The sequence below is a fragment of the Micrococcus terreus genome (genome assembly GCF_900116905.1).
In the GTDB taxonomy this organism is placed as follows: domain Bacteria; phylum Actinomycetota; class Actinomycetes; order Actinomycetales; family Micrococcaceae; genus Citricoccus; species Citricoccus terreus.
In genome coordinates this window covers 102,585-117,227 of the sequence record NZ_FPCG01000011.1, presented here as the reverse complement: position 1 = coordinate 117,227, position 14,643 = coordinate 102,585, and the positions used below count along the sequence as shown (strand labels likewise).

The 14,643-nt window shown below is 68.9% G+C and carries 13 protein-coding genes and 1 tRNA gene; 10 read left to right on the top strand and 4 right to left on the bottom strand.

All coding sequences use genetic code 11. The features are described 5' to 3' along the window. The coding region (locus tag BM355_RS12470; protein ID WP_143109502.1) for an integrase core domain-containing protein at positions 1-307 on the top strand (307 nt) is incomplete at its 5' end. A 102-nt stretch (positions 308-409) separates the two neighbouring features. On the opposite strand, the gene BM355_RS12465 is transcribed toward BM355_RS12470, so the two are convergent. After that, positions 410-970 carry a YceI family protein gene (locus BM355_RS12465; RefSeq protein ID WP_091699107.1) on the bottom strand — a complete coding sequence of 187 codons (561 nt, stop codon included), beginning with the start codon at positions 968-970 and terminating at the stop codon, positions 410-412. A gap of 237 nt (positions 971-1,207) precedes the next feature. Here BM355_RS12465 and BM355_RS12460 point away from each other — a divergent pair, with 237 nt between their 5' ends. Then, positions 1,208-2,434, top strand: coding sequence for an NAD-dependent epimerase/dehydratase family protein (locus BM355_RS12460; protein WP_091699104.1), 1,227 nt, complete (start codon positions 1,208-1,210; stop codon positions 2,432-2,434). A gap of 72 nt (positions 2,435-2,506) precedes the next feature. Then, positions 2,507-3,667: a glycosyltransferase family 4 protein gene (locus BM355_RS12455; RefSeq protein ID WP_091699102.1), complete on the top strand. Its 1,161-nt coding sequence runs from the start codon at positions 2,507-2,509 to the stop codon at positions 3,665-3,667. 37 nt (positions 3,668-3,704) lie between these two features. Here BM355_RS12455 and BM355_RS12450 read toward each other — a convergent pair whose 3' ends face one another. Both BM355_RS12450 and BM355_RS12445 read right to left on the bottom strand, forming a co-directional pair. Next, entirely contained in the window at positions 3,705-4,730 is a 1,026-nt protein-coding gene (locus BM355_RS12450) for a prohibitin family protein (protein ID WP_091699099.1), read from the bottom strand. 4 nt (positions 4,731-4,734) lie between these two features. Continuing rightward, positions 4,735-5,040, bottom strand: coding sequence for a hypothetical protein (locus BM355_RS12445; RefSeq protein ID WP_091699096.1), 306 nt, complete (start codon positions 5,038-5,040; stop codon positions 4,735-4,737). A 154-nt stretch (positions 5,041-5,194) separates the two neighbouring features. On the opposite strand from BM355_RS12445, the gene BM355_RS12440 reads away from it, so the two are divergent. After that, a complete protein-coding gene (locus BM355_RS12440; protein ID WP_218154344.1) occupies positions 5,195-6,481 on the top strand; it encodes a YncE family protein in 1,287 nt (428 codons plus the stop codon). 111 nt (positions 6,482-6,592) lie between these two features. Here BM355_RS12440 and BM355_RS12435 read toward each other — a convergent pair. Beyond that, positions 6,593-6,676: transfer RNA gene (locus BM355_RS12435), tRNA-Leu, on the bottom strand. A 231-nt stretch (positions 6,677-6,907) separates the two neighbouring features. Between BM355_RS12435 and BM355_RS12430 the strand changes: the two genes are divergently transcribed. The 6 genes from BM355_RS12430 to BM355_RS12405 are packed head-to-tail and all read left to right on the top strand — an operon-like array spanning position 6,908 to position 14,641. Then, positions 6,908-7,786: an FHA domain-containing protein gene (locus BM355_RS12430; protein ID WP_091699094.1), complete on the top strand. Its 879-nt coding sequence runs from the start codon at positions 6,908-6,910 to the stop codon at positions 7,784-7,786. Then, entirely contained in the window at positions 7,783-8,310 is a 528-nt protein-coding gene (locus BM355_RS12425; RefSeq protein ID WP_091699092.1) for an FHA domain-containing protein FhaB/FipA, read from the top strand. Before BM355_RS12430 ends, BM355_RS12425 begins: the two co-directional genes overlap by 4 nt. A 4-nt stretch (positions 8,311-8,314) precedes the next feature. After that, positions 8,315-10,012 carry a PP2C family protein-serine/threonine phosphatase gene (locus tag BM355_RS12420; protein WP_091699090.1) on the top strand — a complete coding sequence of 566 codons (1,698 nt, stop codon included), beginning with the start codon at positions 8,315-8,317 and terminating at the stop codon, positions 10,010-10,012. Next, positions 10,012-11,430, top strand: a complete 1,419-nt coding sequence (locus BM355_RS12415) for an FtsW/RodA/SpoVE family cell cycle protein (protein ID WP_091699089.1) — start codon at positions 10,012-10,014, stop codon at positions 11,428-11,430. Before BM355_RS12420 ends, BM355_RS12415 begins: the two co-directional genes overlap by 1 nt. Then, the gene (locus BM355_RS12410; RefSeq protein ID WP_091699087.1) at positions 11,427-12,875 is read left to right on the top strand and encodes a peptidoglycan D,D-transpeptidase FtsI family protein; all 1,449 of its coding nucleotides are present in this window, start codon (positions 11,427-11,429) and stop codon (positions 12,873-12,875) included. Before BM355_RS12415 ends, BM355_RS12410 begins: the two co-directional genes overlap by 4 nt. Next, the gene (locus BM355_RS12405; RefSeq protein WP_091699085.1) at positions 12,872-14,641 is read left to right on the top strand and encodes a serine/threonine-protein kinase; all 1,770 of its coding nucleotides are present in this window, start codon (positions 12,872-12,874) and stop codon (positions 14,639-14,641) included. The genes BM355_RS12410 and BM355_RS12405 overlap by 4 nt, the downstream gene beginning before the upstream one ends. Positions 14,642-14,643 lie beyond the last annotated feature (2 nt).

Below are 14,643 nucleotides of genomic sequence, written 5' to 3'. Positions count from 1 at the left end.
CCCCGGAGTCTTCCAAGACATCGACCACGCCCAGACCTGGGTCACGGACTGGGTCTGCTGGTACAACACCGAACACCGCCATTCCGCTCTGGCCGGATACACCCCAGCCTCCATGCACGACGGGAGCTGGACACAGCAGGCGGCGGCCCGGCAGCAAGCCATGCACGCTCACTACCGGGCACATCCACGCCGCTACCGCCAGGAACCAACCGTCCTGACCCCACCAGCTCGGGCCACGATCAATCTCGCCAACGACGGCTCCCGACTGAAGCTACCCCCGACCATTCACACCCTCATATCCCACTAACGGTTCACAACAGGTTGACACCCGTCGGAACGGGGCGATGGGCGTGACAACTGACCTCCAGTTGCGGGGGCGAGCTGATCAGCTCAGCTCACTGCACTCGGATCAGGCCTGAGCGGCGTCCTCACCGGGGAGCACGAAGGAGGCGTCGATCTCGATCTTGACCTTGTCGGAGACCAGCACGCCGCCGGCGGCGGACTGCAGCGGTGCGTTCCAGGTGATGTCGAAGTCCTTGCGAGAGATCTCGCCCTTGGCCTCGAAGCCGGCGCGGGTCATGCCGAAGGCGTCCACGGTCTGGCCGCCGAACTCGGCCTCCAGCTCGACCGAGCGGGTGATGCCCTTGATGGTCAGGTCGCCGACCAGGGTGAACTCCTCGCCCTCGCCACGGACCTCGGTGGAGACGAAGCGCATGGTGGGGTTCTTCTCCACATCGAAGAAGTCCTCTCCCTTGACGTGGCCGTCGCGGTTGGGCTCACCGGTGTTGATCGAGCCCATGTCGATGGTGATGTCCACCGAGGAGGCCGAGAACGAATCGTTGACGGTGAGGTTGCCCTCCACGGCGGTGAAGGTGCCGCGGACCTTGGAGATGCCGGCGTGGCGCACGGTGAAGGCGACGTCGGTGTGGGTGGGGTCCAGGTTCCAGGTGCCGGGGGTCAGGGTGGTCATGTGTTCTCCTCGTGAGATCGGCGACCACGTCGGCCGCTCGGTTTGTTCAACTTTGAATAGAACTGTACTCCCGCCGGATCTATTCCGCATCGCCTGTGACCCTGATCACCCCCTCCTGACCAGGGGTGAGAGCATCGAGTCCGAGAACGCCATCGCGCGGTCACCTGCGGTTCACCGTTCCCCCACCGTGCCTTGGCTAGTCTCAGTCCCACCGCCCACGCGCAGAGGAGTCCAGCTGTGAAGATCGCGATCCTGGGAGGGGACGGCTTCTGTGGCTGGCCCGCGTCCCTGCACCTGTCCGACCTCGACCATGAGGTCACCATCGTGGACAACCTCTCCCGGCGCACCATCGATGAGCAGCTGCAGGTCCAGTCGCTCACCCCCATCCGCCCGCTCTCCGAGCGTCGAGCGGCCTGGGAGGAGGTCTCCGGGAACCGGATCGGGTTCGAGTTCATCGACATCGCCCAGGACTATGAGGCGCTGCTGGACTTCCTGCGCTCGTGGCAACCGGACGCCGTCGTGCATTTCGCCGAGCAGCGCGCGGCGCCCTATTCCATGAAGTCTCCGCGCACCAAGCGGTACACCGTGGACAACAACGTCAACGCCACCCACCACCTGCTCTGCGCCGTGGTGGAGTCCGGTCTGGACATCCACGTGGTGCACCTGGGGACCATGGGCGTCTACGGCTACGGCACCGCCGGGATGAAGATCCCCGAGGGCTACCTGGACGTGGAGGTGCGCGCGGAAGACTCCACCCAGGAGCAGCCGCAGCGGATCCCACAGCAGATCCTGTACCCCACCAACCCGGGCTCGATCTACCACATGACCAAGGTCCTGGATCAGCACCTGTTCGCCTACTACGCCAAGAACGACGCCCTGCGCATCACCGACCTGCACCAGGGCATCATCTGGGGCACGCACACCGAGCAGACCCAGCGGGATGAGCGGCTGATCAACCGGTTCGACTACGACGGCGACTACGGCACCGTGCTCAACCGCTTCCTGATGCAGGCCGCCGTGGGCTACCCGCTGACCGTGCACGGCACCGGCGGTCAGACCCGGGCGTTCATCCACATCCAGGACATGGTCCGCTGCGTGCAGATCGCCCTGGAGAACCCGCCGGCCACCGGGGACCGGGTCAAGATCTTCAACCAGATGACCGAAACCCACCGCGTGCGGGACCTGGCCGAGATGGTCGCCCGGATCGCCGGGGCCACCGTGGAGATGGTGCCCAACCCGCGCCACGAGTCGGCCGAGAACGAGCTGCACGTGGTCAACCAGGCGTTCCTGGACCTGGGCCTGGAACCGACCACGCTCTCCGAGGGGCTGCTGCGCGAGGTGGAGCAGATCGCCCGCCGGTACCGGGACCGCGCGGACCTGGACCGCATCCCGGCCACCAGCACCTGGACCCGGAACCAGCAGGCGGGCGTCCCCTCCTCGGTCACCGCCCAGCCGGCCGGCTGAGATCGTCCCGACGGCGGCCGGTGCCTGACGCCGTCGGCTCGCCGTGCCTGCCCACCCCGGACCGAGGAGACCATGCGGATCGCGATGTTCACGGAGGTGTTCCTCCCCAAGATCGACGGGGTGGTCACCCGGGTGGTGCGCACCCTGGAGCAGCTGGCCGAGCTGGGACACGAGGTGCTGCTCTTCGCGCCGGGGGATCCGCCGGCCCAGTACGCCGGGTTCGAGGTGGTGCGGGTGCGCGGTGCCTCACTGCGTCCGCTCTACCCGGAGATCACCGTCGGCTTCCCCACGCCGAACATCGCCCGCCGGATGCAGTCCTTCCGTCCGCACGTGGTGCACACGGTGAACCCGGTGTGGCTGGCCGCCTACGGGGTGCTCTCGGCGCGGCGGCGGGATCTGCCGCTGCTGGCCAGCTTCCACACCGATGTCCCGCAGTACACGGAGTCGCTGCGGGTGGGGTGGGCCCGGCATCCGGCCGAGAGCTGGATCCGCATGCTCCACAACCAGGCCGAGGTGAACCTGTGCACCTCCGGCCCCATGGTCCAGGCCGCACGGGAGGTCGGCATCCGCCGGGTGGATCTGTGGCCCAAGGCCGTGGACACCGTGGGCTACCGTCCGCAGCACCGCTCCGAGCAGATGCGCGTCCGGCTCACCGACGGTCACCCGGACGCGCCGCTGGTGATGTACGTGGGCCGGATGAGCCGGGAGAAGGACCTGGACACCCTGGCGGAGGTGATGCGCGGCGTCCGCGAGCGCGTGCCGGGTGCCCGCCTGGCCATGGTGGGCTCGGGCCCGCACCGCGCCGAGCTCGAGCGCCTGCTGGATCCGGCCTCCACCACCTTCACGGGGTACCTGTCCGGGGCGGATCTGGCGGCGGCCTATGCCAGCGCGGACGTGTTCGCCTTCCCCTCCACCACGGAGACTCTGGGTCTGGTGGCGCTGGAGTCCATGGCCTCGGGCGTGCCGGTGGTGGGAGCCCGGGCGGGCGGGATCCCCTTCGTGATCGAGGACGGCGCCACCGGCTTCCTGGTGGAGCCAGCCGATGTGCCGGGCTGGGTGGACCGCCTCACCCGCCTGGTGACGGATCCGGACCTGCGCGGCACGATGTCCGCCGCGGCCCGAGCTGAGGCGGAGCGCCACTCGTGGAGGGCGTCCGCCCAGACCCTGGTGGGCCATTATGAGAAGGCCGTCCAGATCCATGCACGCCTGCAGTCACGCCGGCGCGCCACGTGAGAGCACCCGGGTGAGTCCCCAGCCCTGACAGAGTGGACTACTCCTCGGAGCCGCCGCCGGGACGCCCGGTGTCGATCAGCGGGGTGGACCCGTCGGGTACCACCACCAGGTTCCCGCCCTTGCCGACCTCGATCAGCGTCTCGTTGTACTGCTGCTGGAGCACTTCGGGGGTCAGCGACTCGGAGAGGATGCGGTTGGCGTCGGCCTCACCCTGGGCCACCACCTTGCGCTGCTCCGCCTCGGCCTTGCGCACCTCGAGGTCGGCCTGGGCCTTCTTCAGCGAGGTCGCCGACTCCTGGGCCTGGGCGAAGCCGTCCTGGGTGGACTGGGGGTAGCGGATGCCCTGCAGCGCCACGGACTCCACGATCACCCCGGTGCCCTCCCACCGTCCTTCGAGCCCTTCACGGATGGTCTGCTCCAGCTCCCCGCGCAGCTCCAGCACTCCTGCCGTGGTGTAACCGGCGAAGGCGTTGCGCACCACCGAGCGCATGTCCTGGTCGATCAGACGGGCGGTCAGCGCCTCCTGGGAGGGGTACTCCTGGTAGATCTCGCCCACCGATGCCGGGTCGATCGAATACCGGATGGCCACGTCGGCGTTGCCGGTCACCTTGTCCTTGTCCTGGAAGGTGATCTCGGGGCCGTTGACCATCTCGCCGTCGCTGGTGGCGTAGCCCTCGCCCTTGTAGATGGCCTGCTGGTTGCGCACGTCGAAGTCCACGGTCTCCACCCAGGGGGCCTTGAAGGCCAGACCCTCGGTGGTGTCCACGCCGGCCACCTCACCGGTGAAGGAGCGCAGGACCTTCACCTCGCCCACGTCCTGGGTGTAGGCCATGCCGCCCACCGTGGTGATCAGCCCGATCACCACACCGGCCACACCGCCCACGCGCAGCAGGGTGGGGACCATGCGGCCGGTGGCGTGTTCCGGAGCGTCCTTGCCCTTGGCCTCCGCCTTGGCCACGGCCGCGGCATGCTGTTCGCGCAGCTTCCGTCCCACCGGCCCGGCCGCCAGGAATGCCAGCACCCCGACCACCACCAGCAGGATCCCCAGGATCGCCTCACCCATGTCCTCAGTCCCTCTCGATCTGTGGCGGGCCCAGGCGCTCGGCGAGCTCCCTCATCTCCCGCGCGTTCTCCATCGCCTCGCGGGCAGCACCGAATCCGGCCTCCTGCAGAGCGGTCGCCTCACCTTCAGTGCGCTCTGCCGCGGACACGAGGGCGGCGGCCGTGATGCGCCGTTCCCGGGCGCTGAGCACCAGTCCCCCCTGTCCGACGTCGGCCCGGTCGCCGCCGCTTCCTCGCAGCGTCCACCAGGTGGCCAGGGAGGAGAGCACGGCCACGAGCGTCACGAGCAGCATCAGCAGCGCAGGATGCACGATCGTCCCTCCCTCTCCCGTCGACGAATGGTATCCACCCTAGTTCGTCTGGCGCAGACTGCCGCCGCTCCGTGCCGCACCGGTTCCCGCGCACCCCTGCGGGTTAGGGTGCAGAGAGCACTGCACCACAGCACAGCACAGCACCGAGGGGACCATGACCGATCGCACCGCCCGCACCTCCATCCGCCCGGCCGCGAGGCTGTTCGTCCCCCTGATGCTCTCCAGCGCCCTGGTGCTGGCAGGCTGCTCCGGGCAGAGCGCCCCGGAGGAGACCGCCACCCAGACCGGCCCGACGGCGGCCCCGTCCGGTTCCCCGGCCGAGGGCACCTCCCCGGCTGCCTCCCAGGAGGGCGATCCGAGCGAGTCCGCCTCGGCCGAGCCCGAGCGCCCGGACTTCCCGGCCTCCAACACCACGGGGCTGGTCCCGTTGGAGACGGTCGAGGAGGGCAACATCACGCCCAAGTCGGTGGTCTCCAACGATCACGGCCTGATGATCACCAACAACATGATGTACAGCCACAACGTCACGCTGTATGACGTCCACACCCGCACGCCGGTGGTGGAACTCTCGGACACCGTGGATGCAGACGAGTTCGAGCTGGAGGGCCTCTCCGGCAAGGTCAGCGGCTCCCCCGTGGAGGCCGTGTGGACCCAGGACGGCGGGTACGCCTACGTCTCGCAGTACCTGGTGGACGGCCACGGCGCCACCGCTGAGGACAACTGCACCAACGGCCAGGCCATCACCCCGTCCATGGTCTACCGCTACAACGCAGAGCAGGAGGACTGGGACCAGGTCATCCGGGTCGGCCGGGTGCCCAAGTACGTCGCGCTGACCCCGGACGAGTCCCAGCTGCTGGTCTCGAACTGGTGTGACAAGTCCCTGTCCGTGGTGGACACCGAGTCCGCCGAGGAGTCCAAGCGCATCCCGCTGAACTCGATGCCCCGCGGGATCGTAGTGCTGCCGGACAACCGGACGGCCTATGTGACCGCCATGTACGCGGATGAGGTCTACCGCGTGGACCTGGAGACCGGTGAGTCCGAGGTGGCCCTGCGCACCGGGAACCGTCCCCGTCACCTGACCCTCAGCGCGGACGGGGAGACCATGTACCTGGTGGTGACCGGCGCGGACCAGCTGCTGAAGATCGACCCGGACACCGCCGAGGTGCTGGACAGCACCGCCACCGGTGACGAGCCACGCACCATGGACATCTCGGAGGACGGCACGGCCCTGTACGTGGTCAACTACTTCGAGAACACCGTCTCCAAGTTCGACGCCGAGACCCTGGAGGAGCTGGACCGCCAGCCCGCGGGCTACCACCCCATCGGCGTGACCCATGATGCGCTGACCGGTGAGGTGTGGGTCGCCAACTACGGCGGCACCCTGAGCGTCTACGACGACACCGACGGCGCCGGCTCGGACGCGGCGGCCAACCAGGACTGATCGGGACTGAGGGGGCCGGCCCGGACTGACACGGGCCGGCCGCGCACAGCAGAAGGTCCCGGCCGGATGATTCCGACCGGGGCCTTCTGTGATCTCACATCAGATCTCGCGTGCGCGAGGGGGGACTTGAACCCCCACGTCCGTAAGGACACTGGCACCTGAAGCCAGCGCGTCTGCCAATTCCGCCACTCGCGCGAGTTGGTCTGTCTTCCCGGTCGAAAGGCCTGTACGGAATCCTCCGCACCGGTCAGAACAGCGAGAACCATCTTAGAACGACTTCCCCCGAATCCCCAAATCGAGCCCGAGGGGCGTTGCCGCGGCCCAGAACCGATACGTCATCGCAACCTCGAACCCCGCCGTTCTCATCGTTCCCTCAGGGTCCCCCGCGTACTATCGAGACGACATCTGCGGAAAGGAGAACCCCCCGTGGGTCTTCTGGACAACCTCGAACGCGGCCTGGAGCAGGCCATGCGCTCGGCCTTCTCCGCCGGCGGCCAACGCTCGGTGAAGCCGGTGGAGATCGCCAATGCCCTCCGCCTGACCATGGACGACGAGGCCATGGTCCTGGCCGAGGGTCGCACCTTCGTGCCCAACGTCTTCACCATCGGCTTCTCCGCTCAGGACTTCGTCCTGGCCCGCAAGTGGGGATCCACTCTGGCCGAGGAGCTGTGCGACGAGGCCATCCGCCATGCCCGCGAACAGGGCTACACCCTCCAGGGACCCGTGCGCGTGACGTTCGTGGAGGACGAGTCGCTGCGCCCGGGCCGTCTGGACATCGACTCCTCCACGGATCGCGGCGGTCAGGGCACCCGCCCGGCCCCACCCCCGCAGGATCATCACGACGACGGCCGGTCCGCACCCAGCGCGGCTCCGGCCCCAGCCCCCACGCCGCGTCCCTCTCCGCGGCCCGCTCCCACCCCTCCGGCCCGCACGCACCGCCCCCCCAAGCGGCCCGTCGGGACCTCTGCTCCCCTGCAGCCGGTGCTGGAGATCGAGGGACGCAAGTACGCCCTGAACGCCGATTCGATTATCCTGGGGCGTTCGGCCGACGCGGACATCCTGGTGGAGGACACCGGCGTCTCGCGCCGGCACCTGGAGATCATCACGCGGGGCAGCACGGTGACGGCCATGGACCTGGGGTCCACCAACGGCTTCACGGTCAACCACCGCCCGGTGGAGGGATCCACCGTGCTGCGGGACGGGGATCAGATCACCCTGGGACGGGTCACCATGACCTTCCGGATGCTGCCGGCACGCACAGGTTCTCCAGGCACTGACCGTGATGGACGAGGAGGCCGCGCTTGAGCGAGCTCGCTGTGGCCGCACTGCGGCTGGGACTGCTGCTGGTGCTGTGGATTCTGATCATCTCGATCGTCTCCTCCCAGGGCCGGGACCTGATGGTGGGACGCCGCAACAAGGTGCGCCCCCAGGCGGCCGCCGCCCCGGCGGCCCGCCCGGCCAGCTCCACCGCCGCGCCCGTGGCCGAGGCTCCCGGCCAGGCCACCCCCGGCGGCGGTCAGCAGGCGGCCCCGCGTCCACTGCCCCGTCAGCTCGAGGTCACCGAAGGGCCGCTGAGCGGACAGGTGATCGATCTCCACGGCGAGCCCCTGATGCTCGGACGGGCCCAGGAGGCAGACCTGGTGCTGGATGACGACTACGTCTCCGGCCGCCATGCCCGTCTCTTCCCCCAGGGCTCACGCTGGTTCCTGGAGGACCTGGGCTCCACCAACGGCACCTATGTCGGCGGCAGCCAGCTGGCCCGCACGGTCGCCGTGGACCCGGGCACCCCGATCCGGATCGGCAAGACCGTCCTGGTGCTGAGGCCCTGACCCCATGAGCCTCGTCCTCCACTTCGCCGCACGGTCGGATGTGGGCCGAGTCCGTTCCAAGAACGATGACTCCGCCTACGCCGGCCGTCACCTTGCCGTGGTCGCGGACGGGATGGGCGGACATGTGGGGGGCGATGTCGCCAGTGCCTCGACCGTGCTGGACCTGGCACCACTGGACGCCACCGGGTACCCAGACCCCTCCACGGTGCTGCCGGATGAGATCCAGAACGCCAACCTGATCCTGAACGATCTCGTCCACGCCAACCCCAAGCTGGCCGGCATGGGGACCACCTGCACCGCCGTGCTGCTGGCCGGGACCACCCTGCACCTGGCCCACATCGGCGACTCACGCGCCTACCGTCTCCGGGAGGATGAGTTCTCCCAGGTCACCAAGGACCACACCTTCGTCCAGCGCCTGGTGGACGAAGGCCGGCTGCACCCGGACGATGCCGAGTCCCACCCCCACAAGAATGTGCTCATGCGCGTGCTCGGAGACGTGGACGCCTCCCCCGAGCTGGACATCACCGCGCTGGAGGTCACCGCCGGCGAGCGCTGGCTGCTCTGTTCGGACGGCCTGACCGCGGTGGTGCCCCCCACCGTGATCGAGTCCAAACTGCGCCACGGTGGAGATCTGCGGGACGTGGTGGATGAACTGGTCGAGCTGACCCTGGCCGGCGGCGCGCCGGACAACGTCACCATCGTGGCGCTGGAGATCGTGCAGAGCGATCAGGTGGACGCTCTGGAGACGGAACCGTCCTCCGAGGTGCTCTCAGACGAGGCCCTGGCCGCGGCCACTCCGTCACGCACCGGCCCCGTCTCGGCCACCCTGCTGCGCGAGGACCTGCAGTCCCGGCCCCACGAACTGGTGGGCGCCGCCGATCTGGCCACCCAGACCGGGAAGATCCCGATCGTCACGCGGCGCTCCACGGAGAAGCGGGCTGCCGCGCTGCTCACCGGTGGGTCCCCCACCCGCATCACGGGCAGCGGTGGTCCGGCTGGACTGCCTGCCCCGGCGGCTGCCGCCACCGGCGCCGCACCAGGGGTCTCCGCACCGGCTGGGCAGGCCCCGGACCGGGGCCAGGAAGCAGCGACCCAGCACACCGCCCACCGTGCCGATGCACAGGACCTCACCGCGCAGTCCGATCTGGACGCAGAGCGCCGGGGCATCCCCCCGGAGGACCTGACCGGGGCCATCCCCCCACGTCGCCGCCGCTCCGTGTTCCTGCCGGTCTTCACCGCCCTGCTGGCCCTGACCTTCCTGGCCGTGCTCACCTTCGGCTACCTCTGGACGCAGACCCAGTACTACGTGGGCAACAACCGCGGGCAGGTGGCCATCTTCAACGGCGTCTCACAGCAGGTCGGCCCCATCAGCCTCTCCCACCTGGACCATGAGACCGACATCCCCCTGGACCGGCTGCCCGCCTACTCCCGGCAGCGCCTGCTCTCGGGACTGCCTGCCCGGGATCTGGAGCATGCCCAGGAGATCGTCGCCGAACTCGAAGGCTCCCTCACCCCGGAGGCCCCTCCCGTGTCCGACCCCTCCACCCAGCCCTCGCCCTCCCCGAGCGCGACCGCGGCACCCAGCCCGTCGCCGTCGGGAAGCGCCCAGAGCCCGTCCCCGAGCGGAACCCGCCCACCCGCCGCTGAGGTCAACGCCGTGGTGGACGGCGCCGCAGCCGGCGCCCTGGGAGGTCGACGCTGATGCCACAGGTCATCTCTCCCGCCCGCCCTCGGCGCACCACGGAACTGGTCCTGCTCCTGCTGGCCCTGGGCATCGGCCTGGGTGCACACCTGCTCTCAGCGATCGGCATGGACCGTGAGGTCACCGCCGAGTACTGGATCCAGACCGGTGTGCTGGCCATCATGGCCCTGCTCTTCCACCTGGTCCTGCGCCTGAAGGCCCGGTACGCGGACCCCTACATCCTGCCGATCGCGGTCACCCTGAACGGTCTGGGCATCGCCATGATCCACCGGCTGGACCTGGAGAGCGGGGACAACGCCGCTGACCGGCAGCTGCTGTGGACGGTGGTGGCCATGGGGGCCGCCCTGGTGGTGCTCTGGTTCCTGCGCGACCACCGACTGCTGCGCCGGCGCACCTATCTGTTCCTCATCGCCGCCGGCCTGCTCCTGGTGCTGCCCCTGATCCCGGGGCTGGGCATGGAGATCAACGGGGCCCGGATCTGGATCAACCTCGGAGTGGGCTCCTTCCAGCCCGGTGAGGTCGCCAAGATCATGCTGGCCATCTTCTTCGCCGGCTACCTCTCGGCCAACCGCGATCTGATCCTGCTGGCCGGCAAGAAGGTGGGACCGGTGACCTTCCCCCGGTTCCGGGACATGGCACCTCTGGTGATCGCCTGGATCATCTCCATGGGGGTCTTGGTCTTCCAGCGTGACCTGGGTTCGGCGATCCTGTTCTTCGGCCTGTTCATGGCCATGATCTACCTGGCCACCTCCCGGGTCTCATGGATCATCCTGGGGCTGGCCCTGGTGGGCGTGGGCGGACTGATCGCGATCAACACCATCTCCCACGTGGGCCTGCGCGTGAGCGCCTGGCTCAACGCGTTCGACCCCGAGGTCTACAACCGCACCGGCGGCTCCTTCCAGATCGTCCAGGGGCTCTTCGGCCTGGCCTCCGGTGGGCTGCTGGGCACCGGGCTGGGCGAGGGTCGGCCGGACATCGTGGCCTACGCCAACTCGGACATGATCGTGGCCTCCTTCGGCGAGGAGCTGGGCTTCGTGGGTCTGGCGGCCATCATCATGCTCCTGCTGCTGCTGGTCACCCGGATGATGCGGGCCGCCCTGGGCACCCGGGACACCTTCGGCAAGCTGCTGGCCGCCGGACTGGCCTTCACCATGGCCCTGCAGTGCTTCGTGGTGATCGGCGGGGTGACCATGGTGATCCCGCTGACCGGCCTGACCACCCCGTTCATGGCCGCCGGAGGATCCTCACTGCTGGCCAACTGGATCGTGGTGGCCCTGGTGCTGCTGGTCTCCCAGGCCGCCCGGCGCCCGGTGGTGGTCGGCCCCATGGTCAACGCCTCCGGGACCGGATCAGGCCACCAGGACCGGTCCGAGCCCACTTCACTCCCTGCACCCACCACCCCAGGAGGCGAGCGATGAACCAGGCCATCCGCAACACCTGGGCCGTCGTCGTCGCCCTGTTCCTGATCCTGCTGCTGGCCGTGTCCATCATCCAGGTGGTGGCGGCCGATGCTCTGAAGAACAACGACTTCAACTCCCGGCAGCTCTACCAGGAGTTCGGCGCCCCCCGCGGTCCGATCCTGGTGGACGGTGAGCCGATCGCCGAGTCCGTGGAGTCCTCTGACGACTTCAACTACCAGCGCGTCTACCATGACGGCCCGCTCTACTCCGGGCTCACCGGCTTCTACTCGCTGACCTTCGGTGCCACCGGCCTGGAGGAGAAGATGAACCGGTACCTGGCCGGCACCTCGGACGGACAGTTCATCGACCGGGTCGTGGAGCTCTTCTCCGGCACCCCCATGGAGGGTGCCCAGGTGGAGCTGACCATCGACCCACAGATGCAGCAGGTGGCCTATGACGCCCTGCCCGCCGGAGTGCAGGCCTCTGCGGTGATCACCGACCCGGCCACCGGACGGATCCTGGCCATGGCCAGCCGGCCCAGCTATGACACGAACCTGTTGGCCACGCACAGCGGCACCCGCGCTCGGGCCAACATGGAGGAGCTGCAGGGACTGCCCGGACTGAGCCCCTACATCAATCGCCCCACCCAGACCCTGGCCGCTCCCGGGTCCACCTTCAAGCTGATCGACACCGTGGCCATGCTCGAGTCCGGAGAGTACGCACCGGATCAGATGGTGCCCCTGCCCAGCCGCATCATCCTGCCCAACTCCAACACCCCCCTGGGCAACTTCGCCGCCGGCCTGTGCAACCAGCACTCCCAGCAGACCCTGGAGTGGATCTTCGCCCAGTCCTGCAACACGCCGTTCGCCGAGGCCGCCATGGAGCTGGGTCAGGATCGGATCCGGACCACCGCGGAGAACTTCGGATTCAACCAGAGCCTGGAGATCCCCCTGTCCGTGTCCGCATCGCGCTTCCCCGAGGACTTGGACGACGCCGCCCTGGCCCAGTCCTCCATCGGTCAGCGCGACGTGGCGGCCACCGCCCTGCAGATGAACATGGTGGCCGCGGCGATCGCCAACGACGGCACCCTGATGAAGCCGCAGCTCATCGACACCATCCGCGGTGCGGACCTGACCACCCTGGAAGAGCCCCAGCCTGAGGTCTACAAGAACTCCACCAGCCCCGAGGTGGCCGAGCAGATGACCCAGATGATGAAGCAGGTGGTCCAATCCGGCACCGCCTGGCAGGCCCGCTCCGACCAGGTCGAGATCGCCGCGAAGACCGGCACCGCTCAACTGGACCCCGAGTCCGGCAAGGTCAACTCCTGGATCACCGGCTTCGCACCGGCCGATGACCCGCAGGTCGCTGTCACACTGGTGTATCAGAACACGGACTATGAAGACGGTCACATGATGACCTCAGCCAATATGAAGAGGATCGTGGAAGCGGTGGTCGAACAGTGAGGCCGACATCAGGAATCACCCTCGGAGGGCGGTACCAGCTCACCGAGCGCATCGCCATCGGCGGGATGGGCGAGGTCTGGAAGGCCAAGGACCAGGTTCTGGGCCGGACCAATGCGGTGAAGATCCTCAAGGAGGAGTACACCGGGGACACCAACTTCCTGCGCCGTTTCCGCGCCGAGGCCCAGCACACCGCGCTGTTGAACCACCCCGGGGTGGCCAATGTCTACGACTACGGTGAGGAGGACGGCTCCGGATACCTGGTCATGGAGCTGGTCCCCGGACCGCCGCTGTCCTCCATCCTGGAGAAGGAGAAGGTCCTCTCACCGGACCGGACCCTGAACATCATGTCCCAGACGGCCCGGGCGCTGTCCGCCGCCCATGCACAGGGACTGGTGCACCGGGATGTGAAGCCGGGCAACCTGCTGATCACTCCCCAGGGACGGGTGAAGGTCACCGACTTCGGCATCGCCCGCCTGGCGGACCAGGTCCCGCTGACCGCCACCGGTCAGGTCATGGGCACGGCCCAGTACCTGGCCCCCGAACAGGCCACTGGGCAGCAGGCCACCGGCTCCTCGGACATCTACTCCCTGGGCGTGATCGGCTACGAATGCCTGGTGGGACACCGACCGTTCTCCGGTGAGTCCCAGATCGCGATCGCCTTGGCCCAGGTCAACGACCCGCCGCCGCCGCTGCCGGAGTCCATCCCGCAGCCGGTCCGCGCGCTGATCATGTCCATGCTGGCCAAGGACCCGAAGGACCGTCCGGCCAACGCCACCGCCCTGGCCGACGCCGCCGATGCCCTGCGCCGCCAGGACACCTCCAGCGCGGTGGCCGCCGTACCGGGAATGATGGCCTTCCTCACCGGTGGGGCCGCCGCAGGAGCAGACCAGCCCACCGAGGCCGTCACCCAGGTCCATCCGAGCGGCTCCGACGACTACTCGGGCATGACCCAGACCCATGCCACCGAGGTCATCCCCGGCGACGGGGCGTCCGGGGCCGGCGGGACCAGGACATCGGCGCTGCCCGTGGCCAGCGCAGCCTCTGCGGGCGGGGCAGCCCTGGCCGGGGCAGCCGCCGCCGATCAGTCCGGACGCATCACCGCCACCGGCAAGCTCGACCAGGTCGATCAGGCCGGGCGCTCCGAGCATGCCCTGTCCGCCGAGGACATGGACCACCCGGCAGACCTGGACCAGCCCGCACCGCGCCGCCGCAGCCCCTGGACCTGGCCACTGATCGGTCTGCTGCTGCTCATCGCCTTCACCCTGCTGGGCATGTGGCTGCTTCCGCTGCTCGCCGGGGACGAGAGTGAGGATCCGACCACCTCGGCCCCGCCGACCACCTCCTCAGCACCCACCAGCTCCTCGGCGTCCCCCACCTCGGAGGAGCCGACCACCCAGGCCCCCACCACCTCGGCGGCCCCGGCACCGATCACCTCGGCTCCTCCAACCACTCAGGCACCTCCTACTTCAGCACCGCCGGAGACCACCGAGGCCCCCACCACGTCCGCACCGCCGGAGACCACCTCAGCACCGCCGGAGACTACACCCCCTGCAGAGACCACCTCAGCACCGCCGGAGACCACACCCCCTGCAGAGACCACCTCAGCACCGCCGGAGACTTCACCCCCTGCAGAGACCACTGCCCCGCCCACGAACAGCGAGACGGCCAGCGCCGTCGAACCTCCTGCTCCCGTTCAGCCCGGTCAGCCCGGCGAGCCCGGTCAGCCCGGGCCGCCTGGTGAGTCGGCGCCCCCGGAGGTCGGCTGACG

What these genes read in the sequence shown, in the direction of transcription:
- BM355_RS12465 (WP_091699107.1), bottom strand. Translation starts at nt 970, where the DNA reads ATGACCACCCTGACCCCCGGCACCTGGAACCTGGACCCCACCCACACC.
- BM355_RS12455 (WP_091699102.1), top strand. Translation starts at nt 2,507, where the DNA reads ATGCGGATCGCGATGTTCACGGAGGTGTTCCTCCCCAAGATCGACGGG.
- BM355_RS12450 (WP_091699099.1), bottom strand. Translation starts at nt 4,730, where the DNA reads ATGGGTGAGGCGATCCTGGGGATCCTGCTGGTGGTGGTCGGGGTGCTG.
- BM355_RS12440 (WP_218154344.1), top strand. Translation starts at nt 5,195, where the DNA reads ATGACCGATCGCACCGCCCGCACCTCCATCCGCCCGGCCGCGAGGCTG.
- BM355_RS12420 (WP_091699090.1), top strand. Translation starts at nt 8,315, where the DNA reads ATGAGCCTCGTCCTCCACTTCGCCGCACGGTCGGATGTGGGCCGAGTC.
- BM355_RS12415 (WP_091699089.1), top strand. Translation starts at nt 10,012, where the DNA reads ATGCCACAGGTCATCTCTCCCGCCCGCCCTCGGCGCACCACGGAACTG.
- BM355_RS12410 (WP_091699087.1), top strand. Translation starts at nt 11,427, where the DNA reads ATGAACCAGGCCATCCGCAACACCTGGGCCGTCGTCGTCGCCCTGTTC.